At 45.8% G+C, this 23,866-nt stretch carries 19 protein-coding genes; 10 read left to right on the forward strand and 9 right to left on the reverse strand.

Annotation, left to right across the window (positions count from 1 at the left end; translation table 11 throughout):
* Window positions 1-11: 11 nt before the first annotated feature.
* Window positions 12-1,262 carry an adenylate/guanylate cyclase domain-containing protein gene (locus tag QQL66_RS05540; RefSeq protein ID WP_284379731.1) on the reverse strand — a complete coding sequence of 417 codons (1,251 nt, stop codon included), beginning with the start codon at window positions 1,260-1,262 and terminating at the stop codon, window positions 12-14.
* A 313-nt stretch (window positions 1,263-1,575) separates the two neighbouring features.
* Between QQL66_RS05540 and serB the strand changes: the two genes are divergently transcribed.
* Window positions 1,576-2,790: a phosphoserine phosphatase SerB gene (gene serB / locus QQL66_RS05545; protein WP_284379733.1), complete on the forward strand. Its 1,215-nt coding sequence runs from the start codon at window positions 1,576-1,578 to the stop codon at window positions 2,788-2,790.
* A 77-nt stretch (window positions 2,791-2,867) separates the two neighbouring features.
* Here serB and QQL66_RS05550 read toward each other — a convergent pair whose 3' ends face one another.
* The 3 genes from QQL66_RS05550 to epmB all read right to left on the reverse strand — a co-directional run bounded on the left by QQL66_RS05550 (window position 2,868) and on the right by epmB (window position 8,090).
* Complete coding sequence (locus tag QQL66_RS05550; protein WP_284379736.1) at window positions 2,868-4,955, reverse strand: EAL domain-containing response regulator; 2,088 nt, start codon at window positions 4,953-4,955, stop codon at window positions 2,868-2,870.
* A 79-nt stretch (window positions 4,956-5,034) separates the two neighbouring features.
* The gene (locus tag QQL66_RS05555; protein ID WP_284379739.1) at window positions 5,035-6,870 is read right to left on the reverse strand and encodes a GTPase; all 1,836 of its coding nucleotides are present in this window, start codon (window positions 6,868-6,870) and stop codon (window positions 5,035-5,037) included.
* A 212-nt stretch (window positions 6,871-7,082) separates the two neighbouring features.
* A complete protein-coding gene (gene epmB / locus QQL66_RS05560; RefSeq protein ID WP_284379740.1) occupies window positions 7,083-8,090 on the reverse strand; it encodes an EF-P beta-lysylation protein EpmB in 1,008 nt (335 codons plus the stop codon).
* A 36-nt stretch (window positions 8,091-8,126) separates the two neighbouring features.
* On the opposite strand from epmB, the gene efp reads away from it, so the two are divergent.
* Window positions 8,127-8,693 (forward strand): elongation factor P, encoded by a 567-nt coding sequence (gene efp, locus QQL66_RS05565; RefSeq protein WP_284379742.1) that lies wholly within the window; start codon window positions 8,127-8,129, stop codon window positions 8,691-8,693.
* 83 nt (window positions 8,694-8,776) lie between these two features.
* Complete coding sequence (gene epmA / locus QQL66_RS05570) at window positions 8,777-9,754, forward strand: EF-P lysine aminoacylase EpmA (RefSeq protein WP_284379744.1); 978 nt, start codon at window positions 8,777-8,779, stop codon at window positions 9,752-9,754.
* 78 nt (window positions 9,755-9,832) lie between these two features.
* Here the strand turns inward: epmA and asd are convergent, their stop codons facing one another.
* The 3 genes from asd to QQL66_RS05585 form a co-directional block, all read right to left on the reverse strand.
* The gene (gene asd, locus QQL66_RS05575) at window positions 9,833-10,690 is read right to left on the reverse strand and encodes an archaetidylserine decarboxylase (RefSeq protein ID WP_284379745.1); all 858 of its coding nucleotides are present in this window, start codon (window positions 10,688-10,690) and stop codon (window positions 9,833-9,835) included.
* A 146-nt stretch (window positions 10,691-10,836) separates the two neighbouring features.
* Window positions 10,837-11,685, reverse strand: coding sequence for a sulfurtransferase (locus QQL66_RS05580; RefSeq protein ID WP_284379748.1), 849 nt, complete (start codon window positions 11,683-11,685; stop codon window positions 10,837-10,839).
* Window positions 11,686-11,790: 105 nt separating this feature from the next.
* Complete coding sequence (locus tag QQL66_RS05585) at window positions 11,791-13,533, reverse strand: HDOD domain-containing protein (RefSeq protein ID WP_284379751.1); 1,743 nt, start codon at window positions 13,531-13,533, stop codon at window positions 11,791-11,793.
* Between the two features lie 284 nt (window positions 13,534-13,817).
* Here QQL66_RS05585 and motA point away from each other — a divergent pair, with 284 nt between their 5' ends.
* Together motA and motB are read left to right on the forward strand one after the other, a co-directional pair.
* Window positions 13,818-14,669, forward strand: a complete 852-nt coding sequence (gene motA, locus QQL66_RS05590) for a flagellar motor stator protein MotA (RefSeq protein WP_284379754.1) — start codon at window positions 13,818-13,820, stop codon at window positions 14,667-14,669.
* Between the two features lie 60 nt (window positions 14,670-14,729).
* Window positions 14,730-15,779 carry a flagellar motor protein MotB gene (motB, locus tag QQL66_RS05595; protein WP_284379757.1) on the forward strand — a complete coding sequence of 350 codons (1,050 nt, stop codon included), beginning with the start codon at window positions 14,730-14,732 and terminating at the stop codon, window positions 15,777-15,779.
* A 26-nt stretch (window positions 15,780-15,805) separates the two neighbouring features.
* Here motB and rsgA read toward each other — a convergent pair whose 3' ends face one another.
* The gene (gene rsgA, locus QQL66_RS05600) at window positions 15,806-16,837 is read right to left on the reverse strand and encodes a small ribosomal subunit biogenesis GTPase RsgA (RefSeq protein WP_284379760.1); all 1,032 of its coding nucleotides are present in this window, start codon (window positions 16,835-16,837) and stop codon (window positions 15,806-15,808) included.
* 148 nt (window positions 16,838-16,985) lie between these two features.
* On the opposite strand from rsgA, the gene orn reads away from it, so the two are divergent.
* Entirely contained in the window at window positions 16,986-17,558 is a 573-nt protein-coding gene (gene orn, locus QQL66_RS05605; protein ID WP_431356888.1) for an oligoribonuclease, read from the forward strand.
* Window positions 17,559-17,586: 28 nt separating this feature from the next.
* Here orn and queG read toward each other — a convergent pair whose 3' ends face one another.
* The gene (gene queG, locus QQL66_RS05610) at window positions 17,587-18,714 is read right to left on the reverse strand and encodes a tRNA epoxyqueuosine(34) reductase QueG (RefSeq protein WP_284379764.1); all 1,128 of its coding nucleotides are present in this window, start codon (window positions 18,712-18,714) and stop codon (window positions 17,587-17,589) included.
* 56 nt (window positions 18,715-18,770) lie between these two features.
* Between queG and tsaE the strand changes: the two genes are divergently transcribed.
* From tsaE to miaA, 4 genes are all read left to right on the forward strand, one after another.
* Window positions 18,771-19,250 (forward strand): tRNA (adenosine(37)-N6)-threonylcarbamoyltransferase complex ATPase subunit type 1 TsaE, encoded by a 480-nt coding sequence (gene tsaE / locus QQL66_RS05615; protein ID WP_284379765.1) that lies wholly within the window; start codon window positions 18,771-18,773, stop codon window positions 19,248-19,250.
* A gap of 7 nt (window positions 19,251-19,257) precedes the next feature.
* Window positions 19,258-20,697, forward strand: coding sequence for an N-acetylmuramoyl-L-alanine amidase (locus tag QQL66_RS05620; protein WP_284379767.1), 1,440 nt, complete (start codon window positions 19,258-19,260; stop codon window positions 20,695-20,697).
* Between the two features lie 55 nt (window positions 20,698-20,752).
* Complete coding sequence (mutL, locus tag QQL66_RS05625; RefSeq protein WP_284379769.1) at window positions 20,753-22,687, forward strand: DNA mismatch repair endonuclease MutL; 1,935 nt, start codon at window positions 20,753-20,755, stop codon at window positions 22,685-22,687.
* A gap of 166 nt (window positions 22,688-22,853) precedes the next feature.
* Window positions 22,854-23,771: a tRNA (adenosine(37)-N6)-dimethylallyltransferase MiaA gene (gene miaA / locus QQL66_RS05630; RefSeq protein WP_284379831.1), complete on the forward strand. Its 918-nt coding sequence runs from the start codon at window positions 22,854-22,856 to the stop codon at window positions 23,769-23,771.
* The last annotated feature ends 95 nt before the right edge of the window (window positions 23,772-23,866 follow it).

The following is a 23,866-nucleotide window of genomic DNA, read 5'->3' on the forward strand; positions in this document are numbered from 1 at the left end:
CCTAGTTAATACTAGGCAGGCTGTCTTAACGACGAGATATGTTTCACCTGACGTTCGATCAGTTGGTCATAGTTTTCTTCCAAACTGCTTACCTGATAAACCAGCAACCCTTGCTGATTGCCCAAGTTGTAAGGTCCTTTACAAACTACCTTATTTTCTAAATCCGGTTGCTTTCTGGCTTCTTCACTAAGAAGGATTTGTCCTGGCCTTGCCATGCTTGCCAGCTGTGCTGCTTCGAAAATCGCATCGCCAAAAATCGCCATAGATGCTTGTTCGGGCGTGTTAAAACAATGTACATCTCCGCTGTGAATCGCTATCTGGAATTTAAGAAGCGGCTTGGATTGAGTATGGCGCTGTTGATTGTAATTATTTAATAGTCGGTAAAGGAAGCTGGCGGCACACACCGCATGAAGACAGTGGTCATTCATGGTTTGAGGTGCACCAAAGATTACCGTCAGACCATTGGCTTGTACCTGAACAAAACCGTTATACAGCTTCGCTGCTTGCTGCAATAGATTTACGTACTCAGAGATCAAGCGTGCACTTTCTTTCTTTGAAAGGGTAAGGCTCATGGTGTCTAGGCCCATCGCCTTAACGTAGAGAATGGAAGATGTACGGGTTTGAACTGAGAGTTCAGGGTTTTCTGATTCTTTGGATACTTGTTGAAGTGCTTGGTTGTTCAGTAGTTGATTTAAGTTGCTGGATAATTCCTGTTGATCGAGAATTTTCTGCTCAAATTCATGGAGCTCAACTTCAAGCGGTTTAAGCTCAAGAAACCCAGAGGCTTCAGGTGTCGATTTTTGTGGATTCTTAATTCGCTGTGCCAAAGAGGATACTTTTACATCGTACACATGGAACAGGGATCGCAACAAAATGATTCCAAGGATCCAGACCGCCAAAGAGATGAGAATAATCTGATTGGTAGTTTGGTTCAGGACACTTTCAATTGGTTCGGTTGAAAGAACCACAGTAACACTCCCAAGCGTTACATCGTCTGACGTGATTTGCGTTGAGCTGGTCACGCGTTGAGAAATGTGCGCAGCATTCTTGCGGTTGGCATACGCCAAAATTTCCTGGGATGGACTGTAAAAAGTAATGCTGTCGAGTTGTCTTTTCTCAATGCTTTCTTTTGCATAAACCTGAAGACTAAGGCGGTCGTTGGCTTGAATCAGTGGCTTTGCGGTCTGTGCAGCTTGTTCCGTTGTTGTTTTAACAATGGACTTGTATTGATGGATCAGATCGGAGCGAACGTGTATATCCAACTGGTTCCATATTAACCAACTGGAAATGCATAAGAGCACGGTAAACAAACACACAAAAACTGCATGCAATGAGCGAAAATTAGAAACGACTGCGAGGAAATACTGTTTCACGATAGAGTACACATTCAATGAGGAGCTATAGTTATAATTGTTGCTCGAAAAATTAGATTTGCATAACTTAGAGATGAAAAAATAAGTATATCTTGCACGTTGATTAAATAGAACAAGAGTCTCTTATTTTGTAATCGAGTCTGTTACCATTTGCGCCGTACGCTTTCCAACCCTAACGACAGAGTCTCATGCAGGTTTCGTAGTGAAAGAAATAATTCTGATTAATATCTCAGGCCCTGATAAACAAGGGGTCACCTCTTCAGTAACCGCCATTCTCGCAAAACATAATGTAAATATTTTAGATGTAGGCCAAGCTGTTATTCACAACACGTTGGCATTGGGAATTTTGGCAGAGTTTTCAGGATCTGATTCGTGGCCTGCTTTAAAGGAGGTACTGTTCCGTATTAATGATATGGGGTTGCAGTCTCGGTTCTCTCCGGTTTCGCCTGAAAGTTATCAGGAATGGGTATCCGATAAGGGGAAAGATCGTCATATAGTAACCTTGTTATCTCGTAAAATTACCGCTGAACACATTGCCAGAGTCTCCAGCATTATTGCTGAGTTTGAATTGAACATTGATAACATCAGTCGTTTGTCTGGTCGGATCGGGTTGAATGATTCTCGCGAGCGAGAGAAAGCCTGTGTTGAACTATCGGTGCGTGGTGATTCTGATAATGTGACGGAATTGAAAGCTAAGTTCCTGGAGGTATCTGCTGAATTAGAGTTGGATATCGCGGTTCAGAAGGACGATATGTATCGTCGTACCCGTCGTTTAGTATGCTTTGATATGGACTCAACCTTAATTGAAGCTGAAGTTATTGACGAGCTGGCAAAAGAAGCGGGTGTGGGTGAGCAGGTCTCTGAAATTACCGAATTAGCCATGCAAGGGGAGATCGACTTTGATGAAAGTTTCCGTCGTCGAGTCGCCTTGTTAAAAGGACTTGATGAGTCTGTGCTGGCTTCCATTGCTGATCGGCTGAAACTTACAGAAGGTGCCGAACAGTTACTGAAAACCCTGAATACCTTGGGTTATAAAACTGCAATCTTATCGGGTGGCTTTACCTATTTTGCACGGCATTTACAGAAAAAACTGAATATTGATTATGTTCATGCAAACGAGCTGGATATTCAGGACGGTAAGGTTACGGGTGACGTGGTGGGCACCATTGTAAATGGTGAGAGAAAGGCCGAGTTGTTGAAGGAGATTGCTGAGCGTGAAGGTATTGTTCTCGATCAGGTAATTGCTGTCGGTGACGGTGCCAATGACTTGCCGATGTTGAGTGTGGCAGGTTTGGGGGTTGCTTTCCGTGCAAAACCATTAGTTCGAAAAACCGCAAAACACGCTATCTCAAATCTAGGCTTGGATGCAATTCTTTATCTAATTGGCATGAGAGATCGGGACGAGAGTCATCTTTGATTTATGATTGTCATTAGGATGAATTAAAAAAGGCACCTTAAGGTGCCTTTTTTAATGGTGGTGTATTGCTGAATTTCTTAGATATCTCCGCCAAAATCGTAATCCATCGTATTGGATGGCGCTTGCAGGAAGTATCCCTGAATGTAGTTAACACCTGTCTGCCAGAGTTGAGCTAAGGTTGAGGCGCTTTCAATCATAGGGACAATAGACAGTTTTCCCTGGCCCTGAATCGCGTTGATCATATCTGTGAGCTCGTCGTAGCCTTCATCACTCTTTTCAATCTGAGATGTGTAGGAACCATCAATTTTGATGTATTCCACAACCAGATGCTTCAGCGTGTTGTAAGGGTTAGTAGCGCAACCAAAGTGGCTTATGGACGCTTTACATTTCAACTCGGCCAGTTTTTGAGTGAACTCTTTTGCCTGTTTCAAATGCGTAATGGCATCTTCTTCTGCAATCTGGAAGACGATTGCATCATTTGGCAATCGTGCAGCTCTTAGGGCTTTGCTGATCCAGGACGGCAATGTTGGTTCTAACAAGCTAGCAGCAGTGATATTGATGAAGAGAACGGTATTATGCCCTTTGGATAAATGGGCGCTTAACAGTTTAATGCTGTTGATGATGACCCATTTGTCCATCGCCAGCGACATGCCGTGAAGATTTGCGGCTTTCAGGAAGTCGCTTGGTTCGATTTCTTTGCCATCTTCATCCACCATTCGAATCAGAGCTTCATAGATCTCTCTTGAATCACCTCGAAGGCTAATGATTGGTTGGAAGAGCACTTTCAGGCGATTATCTTCTATCGCTTGTTTGAGTTCTTCTGCCATGGCGCTTTCGCCGCTCAATTTCGGCTTTTCAGGAACGTATAAGAGAACGAAGTTGCCTTTGTTTTCGCTATTTTCCCTGCCTTTTGCGACTGTGTCCGTAGCGCGGGTCAGAATTTCATTCGCACTGGTAGTGGTCTCGTTGATTGGAACCAAAGATAGGCTGGCTGTCACCTGAATCGTGCGACTGTTTACTTCAGATAAGTGGTCTTCGATCAGTTGTCTTAATTCTTCGCCAAGTTGTTTACAGCCTTCAATGTCAGAATGCGGGAACAGGACTCCAAAGTCATCATCGCCTACTCGCGCACATAAACCTTTCTCGCCCAGTTGTGTCTGAACCAATTGAGCAATGTCAGTCAGAATGATATCGAGATCAGAAACACTGACGCCTATATTGGCGGTAGTGAAGTCATCGATTTCGATGTACATGAAGGAACTTGGTTTGTTGTGTTGGATGGCATGCGAACACGCCGTTTCAAGTTGTTCCAGTAAATGGTTTCTATTGAACAGGCCGGTTAACAAATCCTGGCTGCTGATTTCTTTCAGTTTTGCTTCCAGCTTTTCACTGTCTTGGTCTGGACGAATAATTACCTGGGTGCACTGTTCGTTATCATAAGTGGCGTCGGTAAATTCCATGATGACTTTAACATCACTGTCATCGGCTCGACTGACCAAGCATGAGAATTCTTTTTTGGATGGATCCGTTCGGTAATCTTTCAGGAACTGTTTGAAATCGTCTTGATTGTCGGATGAAACAAGGTCGATGATCGGAATGCAAGCCAACTCATCTGGGTCGTCATATCCGAAGAGACTCATATAGGCATCGTTGCTGTAGATGTGCATGCCTTCATGCACATAGGCGATGGCATCTTTTGAGTTAGCCAAAAGTAAATTACAGCGTTTTTCTGCTTCTCGCAGATTAATGTAGGTGCTTCTTAATTCTCTGCGATACGCCAGACTGAGTAATTCTTTTTTAATGACTGGCAAAAGATGGTCTGCATCATCTCTTGGGGCTAACGCAGATGCACCGTTGATCATGGTTTCTACAACGAGCTCAGGCGTGAAGTTATCACAGACAATGACGCTTGGAATGTCCTTGTCTTGTTTTAGAATTTCATCGATCGCTTCGTTATACGGCAGGTTTTCTGCTTCATAACGAGCAATCATCAGATCCCAGTGTCCTGATTTGATAAGCTCTGAAAAGGTTTCTAAAGAGTCTACGTACTCTGCTCGGGTGGCATGGCCCGAGTTCCTGAGGTAGCTAACCATCAATTCTGCATCATTTTGAGAATGGTCCAGAAGTAACAACTTAATGGTCTGATCAAACTTTATTTCACGCATGTAATGTACAACTATTTCCTTGTAGTCTCTTTGGCGACGCTAGCTCTTGGTGGTAGTAAATGAGCAGGCGATGAAACAATTAAAGATTAGGCCAAAGAGAGTCAAAGTCGTCTCCTAAGGAAGAAGAAGGCTTTTCAGTTTTGGATTTTTCTGTAATGTTTATGTTTGAGCTTGCTGATTTTAACTGAAACTGGTTAAAACTCGCAGTGGCTGTAAGTCTTTTATTTAATTGATATTGTGAAGTTTTTCCTGCCAGGTTTACCATCACTTTATTGCCGACTTTAAACGGAAGTCGTGGGGCAATGATTGACATGGGTTTACCTATTGCAGCCAACTCAGGCAACAATAGCGCATGTAAAAACTCAGACATCGTTCCACTTTTTTGTATCAATCTGATTGCACAAGGTGATGCTGAGGGGGCTAATAGTTCGACGCCCATCATAGTGCCTTTTTGATTGATATGTCGGATCCAGCGCACAACTGCGATACTCCAACCTTGATGTTGGTTCTCTCTTAACGCAATGATCTCTCCTGATTGTGCCTTGAGTGGCACATCAGAACTCCAGCGTAAACAGTAGCCTCCAGGACTGGTATCCAGGGTGTCAATGATATGGATAGGCGCCTGGTGTTTTTTGATTCTTTCCCGTTCTTCATCGGCCAGCTGGTTTGGCATGAAGTTGATGCTGTCCATGGAGATGCCGTCCATGTTTGGCATGGCGCCACCACCTGCATCGAAGGCGTTGGACCACGCATCGGTACCATTACCGACATTCGAACGTCCAACTTTGGATTGAAGGAAGGGATTGTCGCTTCCTCCTAAGACCACGGTTTCGATGTCCTGGCCTAGTTGCTCATGTAGAGTGCGCTCGCCTGCAAGATGAAAGTGCACAGAGGCTAGACCGATCAGTAATTCCATCGACCCATGAGCTGGTGCGCGTGCAAATCCTCGCTCAGTCATTCGCCCCCAGGCAATGGTGAGGTGCTGAAGCAAGTTAGGGCCGATATCCTGAGGGATTTGAATGAAAAACTCGTCACTCTTTTCTGGTAAGTTGCTTTGCTGGTTTAGCAGATCAACTAAGTGCTGGGTTTCAATCCCTCGTTGTAAATCTTTACTGGCGCTGGTGGCTTTGATGCGATAAATCGGTGGCGCATCATTGGTTAGTTGAGCCACAAACAGGGCATGTTTTTCTTCTGGAGAACAGACCTTTACATAATCAACCCAGTTTTCCAGAGCATCATAGGTCTTGGTTAATTCTTGTTGGCGAATCTGGTTCGGCTTTGCGGTACCTAATAAACATATTCGAAGATAGGCATCCGTGATTGTAGTGTGATCACGCTTACAGTTCGGTTTGTCGATGACCCGGTAGTCCAGCAGGTTTCGATTTTCCGCGAGCATATAGAGTTGATGAATTTCAGACCAGGTATTTGCGGGAGTCGGTCGATACAGTTGATAAGCTCGAAGAATGGTTCTACCAAGATCAGAGATCGCTCTATGTGAGCAGAACGCCAATAATTTACGGTGTTTTTCGTTGTTCGATAACTCCAGCCCTTGAGCGATAGCAATTTTATAACCTGCGGCTAAATGCGCTTGAAGTGCCTGAGCAAGATTTGCAATCTTGAGTGGCTTTTCCGGCATGACCACGGGTTGTTGAAGATAGTGTTTGCCTAGGGCTCGACTGATGAAGTAAATCGCGGGCCTGAGTAGCTCAAGGAGTTGATAACGAACTTGTGGTGTCAGATGTAACCGGTTGAGTTCAATAATCGCATGGTATAGGCGCTTAGAGGTTTCTCCAATGTTGGTCATTGGCAATCCATCAACCCAAGCCTGTAGGCTTCGAACATTCGCATCGCAGAATGTCAGGCGGGTTAAATCCTGTTCAGGGATATTTAGCTTGATAGATTTCGGTGCACTCATGCCTAAGAACCAAGTATTCGCTCAACTGGAAACCTAAGTATAGTTTTATAATTTACCTTGGCTTAAATATTTCAAAGTAAATGCAGAAAAATACTTAAATTCGTGCCAAGTTGCTCGAATCTCTGTGAATTATTGTTATTAGTAGCTTCCGATAATACCCTAAGAGCTAGGAATATCAACTAGTTAAACGACTTTGCTGAGGCTTCTGGGAACTACTTTATTGGCTTCTTATAGGGAACATCGGGCAGTTCTCGAACCAACTTAGGTACAAGATACCCTGAAGTACGCTTCATCAGTGCTTGGTAGAGTTCCCGTGCCTCTTCTTCTGAAACCTCAAAGTGCTGGCTGCCTTGTACTTTATCCAACAGATTTAAGTAATAGGGAAGTATTCCAGCGTTGAACAGTTTCTTGCTCAGTGCCAGCAAGGTATCCGCATCATCATTAATCCCTTTAAGGAGCACGGCCTGATTCAGAAGGATGCTGGATGTGCTCTTTAATCGAGCAACGGCGTCTTTAAGCTCATCATTGATTTCATTCGGGTGGTTGATGTGCAACACAAAGGTGATGGGCAGGCGGCTCTGGTTGACCCAGTCCAGCAAGGCATCGTTAATTCTGGATGGAATCACCACGGGCAAGCGGGTGTGTACTCTCAAGCGTTCAAGGTGCGGAATGTTATTCAACCGCGTAATGAGTTTTGCTAGCTGTTGGTCATTGTTGGCTAATGGGTCGCCGCCACTCAGGATTACTTCGTCTACTTCGGGGTGTGCATGGAGGTAATGCTCGATGTCAGACAGTTGCTGGGAGCTCAAGCGGTTCTCTTGATAGGGAAAATGGCGTCTGAAGCAGTATCTACAATTGATCGCACAGGTTTGAGCGCCAATCAACAGTACTCGGTTGTGGTATTTGTGGATAAGTCCGGGAACGGGGTTAGCATTCCTTTCTTCGAGAGGGTCTTGTGAATACTCGGGACTCAGTGTTTCTTCTTCGGTGATGGGTAAAACTTGCAACAAAAGTGGGTCATTAGCGACACCTTTCTGCATTCTATCTACGAAGGATTGTGGCACTCTTAACGGAAATTGACGATTTGCTGCGTCACTGAGGTTTAATTTCGCCGGATCTAACTCTAGAATATGCAGCAATTGATGAACAGACTCGATCGCATTGGATAATTCGTGTTTCCATTGAGGACGAGGGTCAAATTCCGATTGGATCAGTTTCATTGTTACAACCAAATACAATTAAAAGAGCGAGTAAGTATGGCGTCTTATTCTACCAATGATTTTCGTTCGGGTCTTAAAGTAATGTTGGATGGCGATCCATGTGCTGTCCTTGACAACGAATACGTAAAGCCGGGTAAAGGTCAGGCTTTCAACCGAGTTAAGCTTCGTAACCTAAAAACTGGTCGCGTATGGGAACGTACCTTTAAATCAGGTGAGTCTCTGGAAGCTGCGGATGTAATGGATATCGATATGGAATATCTGTACACCGACGGTGAGTTCTGGCACTTCATGTTGACCGATGGTTCCTTTGAGCAGCATGCCGCTGACGAAAAAGCCGTAGGTGAAACCATCAAATGGTTAAAAGAGCAGGACATCTACACGGTGACTTTGTACAACGGTGAGCCATTGAACGTGTCGCCACCAAACTTTGTTGAGCTTGAAGTGACTGAAACTGATCCTGGTTTGAAGGGTAATACCGCTGAAGGTGGTAGCAAGCCTGCGACCCTGACCACCGGTGCCGTGGTTAAAGTCCCGCTATTTGTAAATATTGGCGATAAGCTAAAAGTTGATACTCGAACTGGCGAATACGTTTCACGTGCATAGTTTGGGGTTATGAGATGTAGTTTTACATCTTGATCCAGAGAAGGCGGCTTAGGCCGCCTTTTTTGTTTCTACAGGATGAAAGTTTGGAACAAACAATGGTCGAAAATACATGGCAGGCGAGCGCCTCTTGGGAGGGGTTGCAGCAAAGAGCGAAAACCTTATCTGAAATTCGGCAGTTTTTTGCTGACAGAAATGTGTTGGAGGTTGATACCCCAGTTTTGATGCGGGGTGCGACGACAGATTTGTACTTGGACTCAATTTCTGCCGAAGTTGATGTTATGGGGCAGCGTGAGACTTTATATTTTCAAACGTCTCCCGAATTTGCTTTGAAGCGTTTACTGGCTACGCACCGCAAAAGCATCTATCAAATTGCCAAAGCATTTCGAAACGGTGAGGCGGGTTCTCGTCATAATCCTGAATTTACCATGCTGGAATGGTATCGGCCGGGGTTCACTCTTCAGCAATTAATGGATGAAGTGGCGGCACTTGTGGGCCCATTGTTGTCTGTTGAGGCGGTGAGTTTTCACTCTTATCGAACACTCTTTCAACAGTATTTGGGGCTAGATCCGTTCACTTCATCTCTGGAACAGCTTCGGCAGTGTTGTAAGCAACAAACCGGTTGCGATATGGATAGAGAGTCTCTTGAGTCCTGCCTGGATCTTTTGATGAGCCATGCTATTGAACCTTCCCTTGGACAAGGTGAATTAACCTTTGTCTATGACTTCCCTGCTGGGCAAGCGGCGCTGTCTAAAGTGGCTGAAGTGGATGGAGTTCTGGTGGCGAAACGTTTTGAGTTGTATGTTTCTGGTGCTGAAATAGCCAACGGCTACGATGAGTTGTTGGACGCCGATGAGCAGCAACAACGCTTTGAGTCTGATAATGTCAAACGGGCGGTGTATGGAAAGCCTGAATTACCGTGGGATCGAAAACTGGTGGCTGCTTTAGCTGCAGGATTGCCAGCATGTTGCGGTGTGGCGCTGGGAATCGAGCGGTTATTGATGGTGCGATACGGTTATAAGAACATTGCGGATGTTCTTGCGTTCCCGTATGACAGAAGTTGATGCTTCTTGTGATTGATGCCTCTGGGGTTGAGGCATCAAACGGAATGAAGAAGGAAATCCTTCATTGTCGCGAGTGGGTTAGCTGTAATCAGCGATTAATTGCCCCATTCGGGTGGTAGACCCTTCTTTCAATGAGGCTTCCCATTCAATACTGTCTTTCGGAAAACACAGAATAACGGTAGACCCTAGCTTGAATCGGCCCAGCTCATCACCTTTGTTCAGGTGAATCGCCTTCTCGCCTTCACTTGGGTAGGTCCAGGTTGTTAGCTTCCCTCTAGGAGGCGTAACCAAGCCGGCCCACACAGTTTCAATGCTGGCTACGATCATAGCGCCCACCATAACTACCGCCATAGGGCCAAATTCAGTATCAAAAATGCAGGAAACTCGTTCATTTCGGGCGAACAGGTTATCCACATTGTTTACCGTTGCAGGGTTTACCGAGAAAAGCTTGCCTGGAATATACGTCATGGAGCGTAATGTGCCGGTAAATGGCATGTGAACGCGATGGTAATCTTTGGGTGACAGGTAAATAGTTGAGAATTTCCCCTGTTGGAATTCATCCTCTAAGGACGAATCGCCACCCAAAAGCTCTTTCAGTCCAAAGTCATGGCCTTTCGCTTGAAAGATACGGCCAGACTGGATGTCGCCTAATTGACTGACAGCGCCATCGGCTGGACATGCTACAGTTTTTTCACCTTCTGCAATGGTGCGTGCTCCTGGCTTAAGAGCGCGAGTGAAAAAATCGTTAAAGCTGGCGTAGCTGGCAGGATCAGGGTTCGCCGCTTCCGACATATCAATACCATATTGCTTGATAAAGGTATTAATAAAAGGCGTTTTGATTGTGCTTGCCTGAGATTCTGCAACCAATCGTGTTAAACGAGAGAGTGCGTGTTGAGGCATAAAGTGTTGGGAAAGCGCAAATAAACGGTCTTTCATGTTGGGTATCACTTACTCATTAATGTGCTGTGCTTCAGGAGTTTGACCTAAGGCTATGACTGAATCATGACTGCTTCGAAAATCAAGGCAGTCATTCATGGTTCAATAAGGCGTATAAACCCTAAATTATCGATGTCTTGTTGGGTTTATGCAGGCTCAATCGGGGTGTCCGGATCATTGCCCCATTCCGACCAGGAGCCATCATACGCTTTATTGTTCTGGTAACCTAATGCTTTTGCCACAAGGTAAGTCAGCCCTGATCGACGATGGGTTTGACAGTGGGAAACAATGGTTTTGTCTTTGGTTAGTCCCTTTTTGTTCAGAAGTTTTTCTAATTCTGGAAGAGGGAGTAGTTTGTTGTTATCGCTCTTATTTAGAGTGTCTGTCCATTCAAGATGGGTGGCATTAGGAATGTGTCCGCCACGAGCAGCGAGGACTTTAGTGCCGTTGTGTTCATCCTGTGAGCGGGCATCCCAGATGGCCCAGCTGTTTGGAATATTATCCAGCTCAGACAGAATTTCTTCTTTAGTCGCGCGGCAGTCAGGATTGACTAATTCAGCAGTGTAATTTGATGGGGTAGTGTCTGGTGTGTCATTGCTCAGATCAAATTTTTCGGCCATCCATGCATCACGGCCACCGTTTAGGAAAGAGCTGTTAGGGTGGCCCAATAAATCCAATGTCCAGATAAAACGACCAGCCCAAGGTCCGCCTTCATGATCGTACACAACGACATGACTCTCGTCTGTCAGACCAATGTCTGACATCAGTTGAGAAAGTTGCTCGAGGCTTGGCAGTCGTCCGGGAGCTGGTGGTTGAGCGCAGGTTAAGCGCTTGTGATCAATGTACACGGCGCCGGGAATATGCCCTAGGTCGTATAGCTCCTGAGTGGAAAGGTCAACAATGATGAGCTTGCTTGCAAGCGCTGGTGTTTGTATCGCTTCATTTAAATCCTTGGGATCAAGGATAAGGGGTAATAACGGTTGTGCGTCGGCCACAGTACTTAGTCCATGTGTTCGTTGATGCAAGATATTTGATCTTTATTCTAACGAAAAACGGATCTGAGGAAAGGGGTTGTCATGGCTATTCGTTGCAGATGGCGACTAGGTCGGAATTTGCTGGCTTTTTTTAAGCGTCGCTTTCCGGTCTGAAAAGTGCTCAACACAATGCCCTAACGCACGGCATAAGACCTTGAAGTATTTGTAGTCTTCTTCTGTGAGATTTGCCCCTCGTGCACCGCTATCGGCATAGACAATCGCAACAGGCTTGTTCTTAGCGAAAATGGATTGAACAAAGAAATGATGAGACTGGGATGCATTGACCAGTGCACCTGGGATCATAGCTCGCATTTTGGGGAAGTTGGTTTGATTGATCCAGGCTCCCAGCGGTTTTTGGGCCAGTTTTTGGAATAAGCCCGGTTTCGTCAGATCAATAACCAAGTCCGCCAGTTTAGGGGTATCCATCATACCAGCGGTATAGTAAGTGACCAACTTAGTGCCGGAACTGTTAATAAGTGAGGCCGATGCCCGATCCAAGCTGAGTCCGTATTTTATGCATTGAACAGCCGCGTTCATTAGTTCATGGACATCCTGAAAGCGTTCAGGGTGTTTCAGCATGTTGTTGGTCAACTCGCTGAACATCTCAAGATTTCGTTTGTCCTTGATTTTAGCTACGTTGTTACTGGCCAAACCTAGAGCTGGGTTGGATTTCTCTTTTCTCGGGCCTGCCTGTTTTGGAATGAAGTCCACATCACCCGCCATGCTTTGTTTCGATTGGCCGCTTGCATCTGCTTCGGCTCGAGCAGTCGTTGAGCGCTTAGGGCGTGGTTTGTCCGGGATTTCATCTTGAGCCCAGCTTGGTTTGCTTACGCGGGTGATGTCTGACGGAATCTGAAGCAGATGTTTTGCCGGCAGCAGAATGTATGGAATAGGGTGTTCTCGTGAAACCTGAATGGCTGCATCACGAATTCGCTCATAGGCGGTCTGATGATTGATCGCCATATATGTGCCATAAATCGCAACCGCGCGATGGAAATTTCGACCATGCCAGTTTTTGTAACTTTCAAGTGCTAGCAGATTACCCAGAAAGGTAGGGAACATCGGGCTGTTTAACAGAAACTTGGTTTCACGTTTGACGTTAGGGGTGACTCCTGCGGTTTCAGGGCAGGCTTGACTGATTTCTACGAGCTGTCGACGGGTTGGCTTTAACCCTTCCATCATGCTGGCTTTGGTGAATGTTGGTAGCTGCCAGAGATTGCCTAGGTATTGACTGATGTCCAGAATGGTACAACCCAGTACTTTTCTCTGAGCTTGCTCCATGGGCATACGTTCTTCAAAAGTAAGGTACTGAACAATACGCATTTCATGCGGGGCGGCTGACCACATAAGCCAGTAGCCGGTTCCTGCAAAGAGTGTTGACCAGTATAGGTTTTCTCTTGGAAGCAGCGGCTTATATTGTGCCATGGCATCTGCTTGAGCTGCAGCATGCAAACTGTTGCACAGCGATTGTAAATATTCTCTGTGAGCGATGTTTCTCGGATTAAGCTTCAGTGTCGGAAGCTTTTTCATAATGGTCCGCACTTTATCCACACCTAACATACTGATGGCGTGATCGGGCGAATGAATCTCTGTGTTGGGATTCTTATTTTGCTGATTGGCGAACTTAATTAAATATAAGCAGGCAATGGGGTCTCGATGAATTAATGCCGCTAGCTTGCTAAAAGCAAGGTCCGCCTGTTTAAGCGCGGTAATTAATTGTGCGCTGGTATTGGGGAGCAGAGGAAGTGCTTGATCCTTTATCAGGTTGGCCCATTCTTCGGCATTGCTTGGACGTTTACTTATTTCCATTGATTCATCGTGATCTGTTTAGTCTTGGTTATTATCGGCTATATTTTTAAAACCTTTTGCTTTCTGACGAGAGAGGATCGCTAAAAAACTGTTGATTTACAATGATTCTACAGACGTGTTTTATAGTAGCTTATAAAATTTGTCTAAGATTTATTAAATACTGGTCGATATAAAAAAAATCCAACAATATTTGAAAGTTGCATTCACAAACCAGTAAATTTAGTGAACAAAGCATTGCATGTTGGATGCGCAATTAACGTGTTTTTTTGTTACATGGAGTTTCGATGCTCGTACTACTAGGTTGGCTTGTTGTAATTTGCTCCATCGGTGGCGGTTTTATTCTTGCTGGCGGTGAGTTATATGCATTATGGCATCCGCATGAACTCTTGATTATTGGTGGTGGTGCAGCAGGCGCATTTGTGGTTGCGAATACCGGGCATACAGCCAGAACAGCGTTAATGTGGTTCGGGCGTTTGATGATGCCCTCAAAAGTGAATAAAAAATATTACATGGACATCTTGAGTTTGTTGTTTGACTTATTTGCCAAGAGTCGACGTGAAGGCATGATGTCGATTGAAGCCGACTACGAAGAACCTACCAAAAGCGCTATTTTTTCTAAATACCCCTCTGTTCTGGTTAATCCGCAGATGACTACCTTTATTTGTGATTATTTGCGACTGGTTACCTCGGGCAATATGGCGTCTCACGAGTTAGATAATTTAATGGATCTTGAAATGGATACCTTGCGCCATGAACAGGAAGCCCCAGCCATCGGGTTGGCTCGAGTCGCTGATGCCTTGCCTGGATTTGGTATCGTGGCTGCGGTTATGGGGATTGTTTTGAGTATGGCTGCGATTGCTGAACCGCCCGAAGTATTGGGTGGAAAAGTGGCGGCGGCTCTGGTGGGTACCTTTACTGGTATCTTATTGGCCTATGGCATCATCGGGCCGGCTAGTAACGCCATTGAAAACCGTGTTCATCAGGAGATGGATGTGTTCCAGTGCATTAAAGCGTGTATTGTCGCTTCACAAAATGGTATGCCGCCTCAGCTGGCCGTTGAATTCGGCCGGAAAACCATTCCTACCTATTACCGTCCAACTTTCGCTGAGTTAGATAAGCGAGTAAGAAACCGTTAGTAATCTTGAGCGTGCTTATGATGTTGCACGCTTTTTCGAATCTGTTGCAAAGGTGCCAGAGTGGAAGAGTTTCAACCCATTATCGTTAAAAAGTCCATCCGAAAAGAAGGGCATCATGGCGGTTCTTGGAAGGTAGCCTTTGCGGATTTTGCTGTCGCGATGATGGCGTTTTTCTTTTTAATGTGGATTTTGAACAGCACTACGGAAACCCAGAAGAAAGCCATTGAAGGCTACTTTAAAGACCCAGCAGGGGTCAGCCAAAGTGGTGGCAGTCGGTATGTGATTGATTTGGGGGGCAGTCCTCAAACCCTCGATGCCAACAATGAAACGCGCGGCTACGACAGTGATTACATTGACCCTCAAGGGGTGATGTCTGCTGCGGATATTGAAACGCTGGCGGAAAAAATTGAACGTGAGCGTCTCAAAGATCTGATGCAGGAATTAACGCAAAAAATCGAAGAAAGTGAAACCATGCGTCCGTTTAAGAACCAGTTGGTGCTTGATATCACCAAGGAAGGTTTGAGGATTCAGATCATTGATCAAACCAAGCGACCTATGTTTGATCCCGGTGGTGCCCGCCTTAAATATTACACGCGGGATATTCTGCTTGAATTGGGTAATTTCTTGTCGCAAGTGCCTAATAAGGTGAAACTCACCGGTCATACCGACTCCGCAAAATACGCCGACGATGATGACTTTGGCAACTGGGAGTTGTCTTCCAATCGAGCCAATGCCGCGAGAAGAACCTTGATTGAAGGTGGTATGCCAGCGGCCAAAGTGGCTGAAGTGGTGGGCTTGGCGGATACCGTGTTATTTGATGAGAAGCGTCCGTTTGATCCGGTGAATCGCCGAATCGCGATGATTGTTTTGAATAAGAAATCAGCGGAGCAAATTCGTACGAACGCTGGTGGTAAGGTTCAGAATAATGAGCCTAAGGTTATTGAGCCGGTAAGGCCTCGTTCCCAACCTTTCACAAAGTCTGAAATGCAAGAAGCGACTAAGAAACTGTCAGATGACTTGGGTAACATTAAGCCCGATGAGTTACCGTCTCCTGATCGTTTTAAAGAAGCTGAAGACAATGAACAAATCTGGAATCTGGATGATTTCTAAGTGAAACTAGAAATCATCCAGATTCTCTATTCTTCTTCTAATGAATCAATGATGCGCCACAAGCTGGTGTAGCGTTCTTCCGAAATCGCTCCACTGTCATAGGCTTCACGAATGGCGCATTGTGGCTCCGACTCGTGATTGCAGTTCCTGAACTTACAATTGCCAATGAAAGGGTGCAGTTCTTTAAACCCTTCCAAAATGGTGTCCTTGTCTAAGTTCGTGAGCGACAGCTCGCGAATTCCCGGTGAGTCGATTAAATCGCCGCCGGTAGGGAAGTGGTATAGACGAGCGGTCGTGGTGGTGTGTTTACCTTTTCTGGATGTTTCGGAGAGTTCTCCGGTCTGAATGTCAGAACCAGGCAGGAGTACATTGATGAGCGATGATTTCCCCACCCCTGACTGTCCTACGAATACGCTTGTCTTGTCTTTAAGGGAACTATAAAGGTCGTTTAATCCCGCTTCTGTTTGGCTGGATGCGGTAATGACCTTATATCCAAGACTGGTGTATAGCTGGTTTAGTCGTTCCAGTCGCTCTTTGTACGGGCTGCTTTCAAATAAGTCGGCTTTGTTGATCACCAGGATAGGCTCAATGGCCCAGTATTCGGCGGCAATAAAGTAGCGATCGACTAACCCTTGGTGGGGTTCGGGTTCCGGGGCAATCACAACCATCATCTGGTCGATGTTGGCCGCAATCAGTTTCATTTCGCCTCGGAAGCCTGGGCGAGATAGCTGATTCTGACGTTCGTTAACGGCAACAATCACGCCCATGTCGTCCTGACCTTGTCGCCAGGTGACGAGATCTCCAGTAACAATGTCGCCTAGATTGCTGCGCTTGTGACAGCGAATGATCTCTGGTTGAGTGTGGTCGTAGGGAAAGGCTTCAACATCAACCTGCACGCCAAAATGCGACACCACTCGACCGGTTTGTTCGGTTCCTAAATCGCTCTCATTTAAAGCTTGCTCTACTTTAGCATCCCGTTGCTCGGCACGTTTGGTGCGTTCGTCCTGGATTTTCTTGATTCGCCAGGATTGTTGGCGAGTGAGCTTGCGTTTAGCCATAAAAGAGATAACACCTTTGTTCTCGTTCGTGTTTTTCAGGAATCTTGTGTGATGCCGTTCGAATAGATGGCAGGATTGCGATCTGTCTACTAAAAGTCAAATGAATTTGAGGCTCGTCTATCTTGATTCTAGTTGCTAGAATTGAAAAATGATTGAGTTAACAGGTAATTTGGGAATGGCAGATAACAGTAATTTGGTTTGGATTGATATGGAAATGACCGGATTGGATCCAGACTCGGATCGTATTTTGGAAATTGCCACCATAGTTACCGATTCTAACTTGAATTTGATTGCAGAAGGGCCTGTGCTTGCAGTGCATCAACCGGACGATGTTCTTGATGCAATGGATGACTGGTGCACTAAAACGCATGGCGATAGTGGCCTGACGGATCGTGTTAAGAAAAGTACGATTTCGGTTGAGGAAGCGGAGCGTCAAACGCTGGAGTTTCTTGCTCTGCATGTTGTTGAAGGTGAATCACCTTTGTGCGGCAACAGCGTCGGTCAGGATCGTCGTTTTATGTACCGATACATGCCTAAGCTGGAATCCTACCTGCATTACCGCATCATTGACGTGAGTACTCTGAAAGAATTAGCGAAGCGTTGGAACCCTGATGCACTTAATGGCTTTAATAAAGCCGGTACTCATAAAGCGTTGGATGACATTCGTGAGTCCATTGCCGAACTAGAGCACTATCGTAAGACCTTCCTTTCTATCAGTTAATTTAAGTCTTCTGATGGCACAGCGTTGATTATTCTTGTTTGAGTGTAATCAGCTGTGCTTTGGTGGTCTGTTGCTGGATCGCCCACTCGATATGAGGGGCGACCATCTCTGACGACTGATCAAGTTTTTCTTTTAATGTATCTAATATCTTTGTTTGTGCTGGTGCGTTACCTAGTGCAATTGCAATGTTGCGTTGCCATTTTTGATAGCCTGCCCGGCGGATAGGTGAGCCTTCCGTGTTCTTCAAAAACTCATCTTCGGTCCACAGGAAAAGTTCAAGCAATTCGATGTTGTCCAGTTGATGTCTGGGAGCAAAGTCCTGTTCGCTGGATTCTTGAGTGAATTTGTTCCAAGGGCAGACCATTTGGCAATCATCGCAGCCATAGATACGGTTGCCCATTAATGGTCGCAGCTCTTCATCAATGATTCCGTCATACTCAATGGTTAAGTACGAAATACATTTTCTGGCATCCAACACATGAGGGGCTACAAATGCATTGGTGGGACAAAGGTCGAGGCAAGAAGAACAGCTGCCACAATGCATGGTTTCCTGAGGCGGATCGACAGGCAGAGGTAAGTTGGTGAATAACTCGCCGAGAAAGAAGTAAGAACCCGCTTTCGCATTGATCAGCATGGTGTTTTTACCGATCCAGCCCATGCCTGCGTTTTCTGCAATGCCTCGTTCAAGCACCGGTGCACTATCTACAAAGGCACGAAACCCGTGGGACTCTGCGTATTGTGTGACCTCTTTTCCCAGTTGGGTTAAACGTTTGCGCATGAGTTTGTGGTAATCCCGTCCTAATGCGTAACGTGAGACATAAGCTTTGCTGGGTTGCTCCAGAATCTCAGTGGCCTGGGTTTGATTCTGCATGTATTCGAGACGAACACTGATGATTCGTAACGTGCCTTCCTGGAGGTGTTCCGGGTGTGCCCTGAGTTCTCTGTGATTTTCCATCCAGCCCATGTCACCATGAAACTTACTGGCGAGCCAGTTTTTTAAATGTTCAGAGTGTTTGGATACATCGGTTGAGGTGATGCGAACGTCCTGAAATCCCAGTTCCGTACCGAGTTGTTTGATTCGGTTGGCCAGTTCTCGCATTGAATGTGAAGGAGTAGGGGTATCTGAAGGCATCTGATCAGTGAAAATTCTGCTCATCTTGAGTAGACTGTGTATTTTGCACCAATCTGGTTGAGAACAAAACAGAAACTCCTATGTTATTTAGTCGCTATTTAGACAACGAAACGGAAACGCTTTGGTTAGCAGGACAGTTTGCCACTGTCTTGAAGGGGACAGGTGTTGTTTATTTACACGGGCACCTGGGAGCAGGCAAGACCACCTTTTGTCGCGGTGTGCTGTCTGCGTATGGACATTCTGGCGCAGTAAAGAGTCCTACTTATACCTTGGTGGAGCCGTACAAAGTGGGTGGTTATCAGGTCTACCACTTTGACCTGTATCGTTTGTCAGACCCGGAAGAATTGGAATACATGGGAATACGTGACTATTTCGAGGATCAAGCCTTGTGTTTGGTGGAGTGGCCGTCTCAGGGAGAAGGTGTCTTGCCTGATCCAGATTTGCACGTTCGTCTACAGGCTGACGAAGGCGGACGTTTTCTTGAAATAGAATCTAGTTCTGACTATGGGCGAAACGTGTTGGTGGATCTGGAAAACTTTTTAAGTGAGACGCAAGAATAAGGATCGTATGTTGTTATCACGCTTCATTATCGCGTTATATTTGCTGTTCTCTGTGTGTCTTAGTGTACAGGCGGAGGAGAAGGTAAAAAGTATTCGTGTCTGGAAGGCGCCTGAATATACTCGGGTGGTATTTGATCTGACCGGAGCGGTGGATCATCAGGTGTTCATGTTAAAGGGGCCTGATCGTTTGGTGCTTGATCTATCGAATACCGTCACGCCAAAATCTTTATCCAATCTGGATTTTTCCGGCAGTCCAATCAATGGTATTCGCCACGCAAAGCGCGCTCAAGGTGATGTTCGCTTCGTGCTTGACCTGAAAGAATCCGTTAAACCCAAGAGCTTTTTATTAAAACCAAATGATCATTATGGGGATCGTTTGGTGGTGGATGTCTACCCATACAGTAAGTCCGCGCCTCAACGTGAGGTTGTTCAAAGTGCCAAGTCTATTGTCGCCAACGGGAAACGAGACATTATCGTGACGATTGATGCGGGGCACGGTGGTGAGGATCCGGGGGCCATTGGTCCAGGTCGTTTAATGGAGAAAAATGTCGTTCTCTCGATTGCTCAGGAATTGAAACGCGAAATCGATGCGCTTGATGGCTTTAAAGCCCAATTGACGCGAGAAGGTGATTATTACATCAGTCTGCGTGGGCGTACGCGCTTGGCTCGGAAGCAAAAGGCAGACTTGTTTGTTTCTATTCATGCGGATGCCTTCCATAAAAAATCTGCACGCGGTGCTTCGGTGTGGGCGTTATCCGAACGTGGTGCAACCAGTGAAATGGGTCGCTGGTTGGCGCAAAAAGAAAACGACGCTGACTTAATTGGTGGTGTGGGGAATGTGTCGTTGGACGATAAATCTGATGTGCTTAAAGAAGTGTTGCTCGATCTATCAATGACCAGCAGTCTTAAATCCAGTTTGGATGTGGGTAGCTTGGTGTTGGGTGAAATGGGGCAAGTGGCCAAACTTCATAAAAAGCATGTGGAGCAAGCCGGTTTCGTGGTGTTGAAGTCGCCGGACATTCCTTCCATTCTGGTTGAAACGGGGTTTATTTCGAATCCTACGGAAGCCAAGAACTTGGGTAGTCTTAATTATCGTAAGAAAATGGCTAAGCGTTTGGCACAGGGCGTGAAGCGGTACTTCAATGATAAACCGCCGGTAGGAACCTACCTGGCGTGGGTGAAAGCGGGACGTCCATCGTTAGAAAAAACGCAGGCTTCGAGTGGTTTACGCCTTGAAAATGCCAAGAGCCAGACAATTTCCCGTGCGCCTTCGCCTACCCAAAGCACTGGTGCTGTTACCAAGTATAAGGTGCAGCATGGAGATAGCTTGAGTCGTGTGGCTCGTAAGTTCAGTGTGACGGTTAATGAGCTTAAAGAAATTAATGGCCTTAAAAGCAGTATTATCCATGTGGGACAAACATTAAAAGTGCCTGGTGGTAAGTCGTAGACTTCCATTTAAACGGATTCCATTTCATATTCTTTTGTCTATAAAGTAATCATTCATGACACGTATTCATCAGCTTTCTCCAAGATTATCGAATCAGATCGCCGCAGGTGAAGTGGTAGAGCGCCCTTCATCGGTGGTAAAAGAGTTGTTAGAAAATAGCCTGGATGCAGGCGCTAAGCGTGTGGATATCGATGTCGAGCAAGGCGGTGTAAAGCTGATTCGCATTCGTGATGATGGGCAGGGGATTGTAAAAGACGATCTGGCGTTGGCATTGTCCCGTCATGCCACCAGTAAGATTATCGAGTTAGATGACTTGGAAGCGGTAGGAACTTTGGGGTTCCGAGGCGAGGCGCTTGCAAGTATCAGTTCCGTCTCCCGGTTAACGCTAAGTTCTCGTCATGTTGAGAGTGATCAAGGCTGGCAGGTGTCTGTCGAAGGGCAAGAAATGACAGCAACGGTCAAGCCGGCCGCTCACAACGTGGGAACAACTCTTGAGGTGCGGGACCTGTTTTTCAATACGCCGGCACGTCGTAAGTTTCTTCGCAAGGAAAAGACCGAGTTTGGCCATTTGGAAGAAGTGGTTAAGCGAATTGCTTTAAGCCGGTTTGATATTGGTATTTCTCTTAAACACAATCAGAGAATTATTCATAACTTCCGGCCGGCCACGACTGAGCAAGAGCAGGCTCGTCGAGTGACTTCTGTTTGTGGCCCCAACTTTATTCAGAATGCTGTGACGGTCAATGTTGAGGTTGGGGAATTAAAACTTTGGGGATGGGTAGGGTTACCTACCTTCTCGCGGAGTCAGGCTGATTTACAGTATTTCTTTGTGAATGGTCGGGTGATTCGGGATAAGTTGGTGGCGCACGCAATTCGTCAGGCGTATCGTGATGTTCTTTATCATGGTCGGCACCCTGCGTTTGTTTTGTACTTGGAATTAGATCCTGCAACCGTGGATGTAAATGTACATCCAACCAAACATGAAGTGCGTTTCCGTGATTCTCGCATGGTACATGATTTCTTATTCCGTAGTTTGCATCGTGCGTTGGCAGAGGTAACGCCGGATATGCAGAAGCCAACAGCGTCTACGGAATCGTTAGGTGTTGAGTCGGTTTCTTTGCAGTCGCCTCAAAGTATGCCGGTGTCAGGGCAGGCTGCCGGTGTGTTTGGCGGGCAAAACGCGATGAACTTTAATAGCGCTCCTTCGCACGGAGAAGTTCGGGAACACATGCAGGTGTATGGCGACTTACATCAGTCTTCTGCACAGATGGAGAGTGCTCCGCCGTTTTCTATGGATGAAGGAAATGACATTCGCTCTGAAGGCTCTGGTTTCTCCGGCACCTTTAATCGGGGAACTGTTGACCAAGGCTCTGTATCGAGGCCTGCTTTGCCTGAGTCCGATCAAGATGTGCCGCCCTTGGGCTTTGCTGTGGCACAGTTGCACGGTATTTACATCCTTGCTCAAAATAAAGAGGGGATGGTGATAGTGGATATGCATGCGGCTCATGAGCGTATTACCTATGAACGCATGAAATTGGCTTATCAGGAACAAGGTATTCAGGCTCAACCGCTATTGGTGCCAATTTCTATGGCGGTCAGTACCAAAGAAGCGGATTGTGCAGAGCAAAATGAAGCCGTGTTTCAGTCATTTGGTTTGTCTCTGGAACGAATTGGGCCTGAAACTTTGGTCATTCGACAGGTCCCGGTTTTGTTAAGAAATGCAAAAATTGATCAATTGGTTAGAGATGTGTTGTCGGATGTGATTGAATACGGAATTAGTGATAGAATGGCCGCCCAAGCTAATGAGGTGTTGGCAACCATGGCTTGTCATGGTGCCGTTCGAGCCAATCGACAATTGACGATTCCTGAAATGAATGCGCTTTTGCGTGATATGGAAGCCACTGAACGAAGCGGTCAGTGTAATCACGGTCGACCAACCTGGACCAGTCTATCAATGTCTGAACTTGATAAGCTATTCTTGCGTGGCCGTTAGTATTCAGAAAATTTCACTGTCAGTATTGGGCTTAGACTCAAGTCGAATGGTATTTAGGCTGTCAGTCATTAGTATGTTTATTCAAACAAATATCGATTTAATGATCGATAGTGTGATAGGTGTTTGTTAATTGCAGTCTGTGGATAAATACCCTTCGATTTGGTTGATGGGGCCAACCGCTGCGGGCAAGACCGATTTGGCGGTAGAGCTGGTTCAGCGATGTAATTGTGAAATAATTAGTGTCGACTCAGCCTTGATTTATCGAAAAATGGACATAGGTACTGCTAAACCAGAAGCAGATGTCCTAACAAAAGCGCCACACCGATTAATCGATATTTGTGATCCAGCGGAAAGTTATTCTGCTGCTGAGTTTCGAGTGGATGCTTTGGATGCTATGGCAGAAATCCGAAGTGCAGGCAAGGTGCCACTTCTGGTTGGTGGCACAATGATGTACTACAAGGTGTTAAAGGAGGGGATTGCTAATCTTCCTGAGGCTAACGAAGCAGTACGTCAAAAGTTGTTAAATGAAGCGGAAACGTTGGGGTGGCAATGTTTGCATGATCGATTAAAGTCGATTGATCCTGTTTCTGCAGAGCGCATACATCCTAATGATCCTCAGCGTTTGCAGAGAGCTTTAGAGGTTTATGAACTCACAGGTAAAACACTGACCGATTTGTGGGCCGAACAAAAACGGGATGTGCAGTGTAATTTCCCTTACCGGGTGCTCAGTTTAGCTGTGGCGCCGAAGGAACGAAAAGTTCTTCATGAACGGATAGAACAAAGATTTCGTATCATGCTGGAACAAGGCTTCTTGGATGAGGTCAAAGCTCTCAAAGAGCGTGGTGATCTTAATTTGAATATGCCGTCTATGCGTTCTGTGGGTTATCGCCAAGTGTGGCAGTATTTGGATGGCGAATATGACTATGATGACATGGTTAATCGCGGAATTTACGCTACCAGGCAATTAGCAAAACGGCAAATAACCTGGCTGCGAAGCTGGGATGATTTGGAGTGGTTGGATTCATTAAACCCGAATTTAATCCCTGAAACTGTCCGGCAAGTGCAGAATTTTATTGAACAATAGAGCAATTTCGCTCGTAAAGTTGTCATTTTTTTTAATTTGGTCTGAACTGTCTAGACTAGTTGGTCTATATTCAACGCAGTCAGTACCTAATGGAT

This window comes from Litoribrevibacter albus, from assembly GCF_030159995.1.
GTDB lineage: Bacteria > Pseudomonadota > Gammaproteobacteria > Pseudomonadales > Litoribrevibacteraceae > Litoribrevibacter > Litoribrevibacter albus.

Bases quoted from the DNA above. Each gene is read 5' to 3' on its own strand.
- QQL66_RS05550 (WP_284379736.1), bottom strand. From the start codon at position 4,955: ATGCGTGAAATAAAGTTTGATCAGACCATTAAGTTGTTACTTCTGGAC.
- QQL66_RS05555 (WP_284379739.1), bottom strand. From the start codon at position 6,870: ATGAGTGCACCGAAATCTATCAAGCTAAATATCCCTGAACAGGATTTA.
- epmB (WP_284379740.1), bottom strand. From the start codon at position 8,090: ATGAAACTGATCCAATCGGAATTTGACCCTCGTCCTCAATGGAAACAC.
- efp (WP_284379742.1), top strand. From the start codon at position 8,127: ATGGCGTCTTATTCTACCAATGATTTTCGTTCGGGTCTTAAAGTAATG.
- asd (WP_284379745.1), bottom strand. From the start codon at position 10,690: ATGAAAGACCGTTTATTTGCGCTTTCCCAACACTTTATGCCTCAACAC.
- QQL66_RS05585 (WP_284379751.1), bottom strand. From the start codon at position 13,533: ATGGAAATAAGTAAACGTCCAAGCAATGCCGAAGAATGGGCCAACCTG.
- motA (WP_284379754.1), top strand. From the start codon at position 13,818: ATGCTCGTACTACTAGGTTGGCTTGTTGTAATTTGCTCCATCGGTGGC.
- rsgA (WP_284379760.1), bottom strand. From the start codon at position 16,837: ATGGCTAAACGCAAGCTCACTCGCCAACAATCCTGGCGAATCAAGAAA.
- orn (WP_431356888.1), top strand. From the start codon at position 16,986: ATGATTGAGTTAACAGGTAATTTGGGAATGGCAGATAACAGTAATTTG.
- queG (WP_284379764.1), bottom strand. From the start codon at position 18,714: ATGAGCAGAATTTTCACTGATCAGATGCCTTCAGATACCCCTACTCCT.
- tsaE (WP_284379765.1), top strand. From the start codon at position 18,771: ATGTTATTTAGTCGCTATTTAGACAACGAAACGGAAACGCTTTGGTTA.
- QQL66_RS05620 (WP_284379767.1), top strand. From the start codon at position 19,258: ATGTTGTTATCACGCTTCATTATCGCGTTATATTTGCTGTTCTCTGTG.
- mutL (WP_284379769.1), top strand. From the start codon at position 20,753: ATGACACGTATTCATCAGCTTTCTCCAAGATTATCGAATCAGATCGCC.
- miaA (WP_284379831.1), top strand. From the start codon at position 22,854: ATGGGGCCAACCGCTGCGGGCAAGACCGATTTGGCGGTAGAGCTGGTT.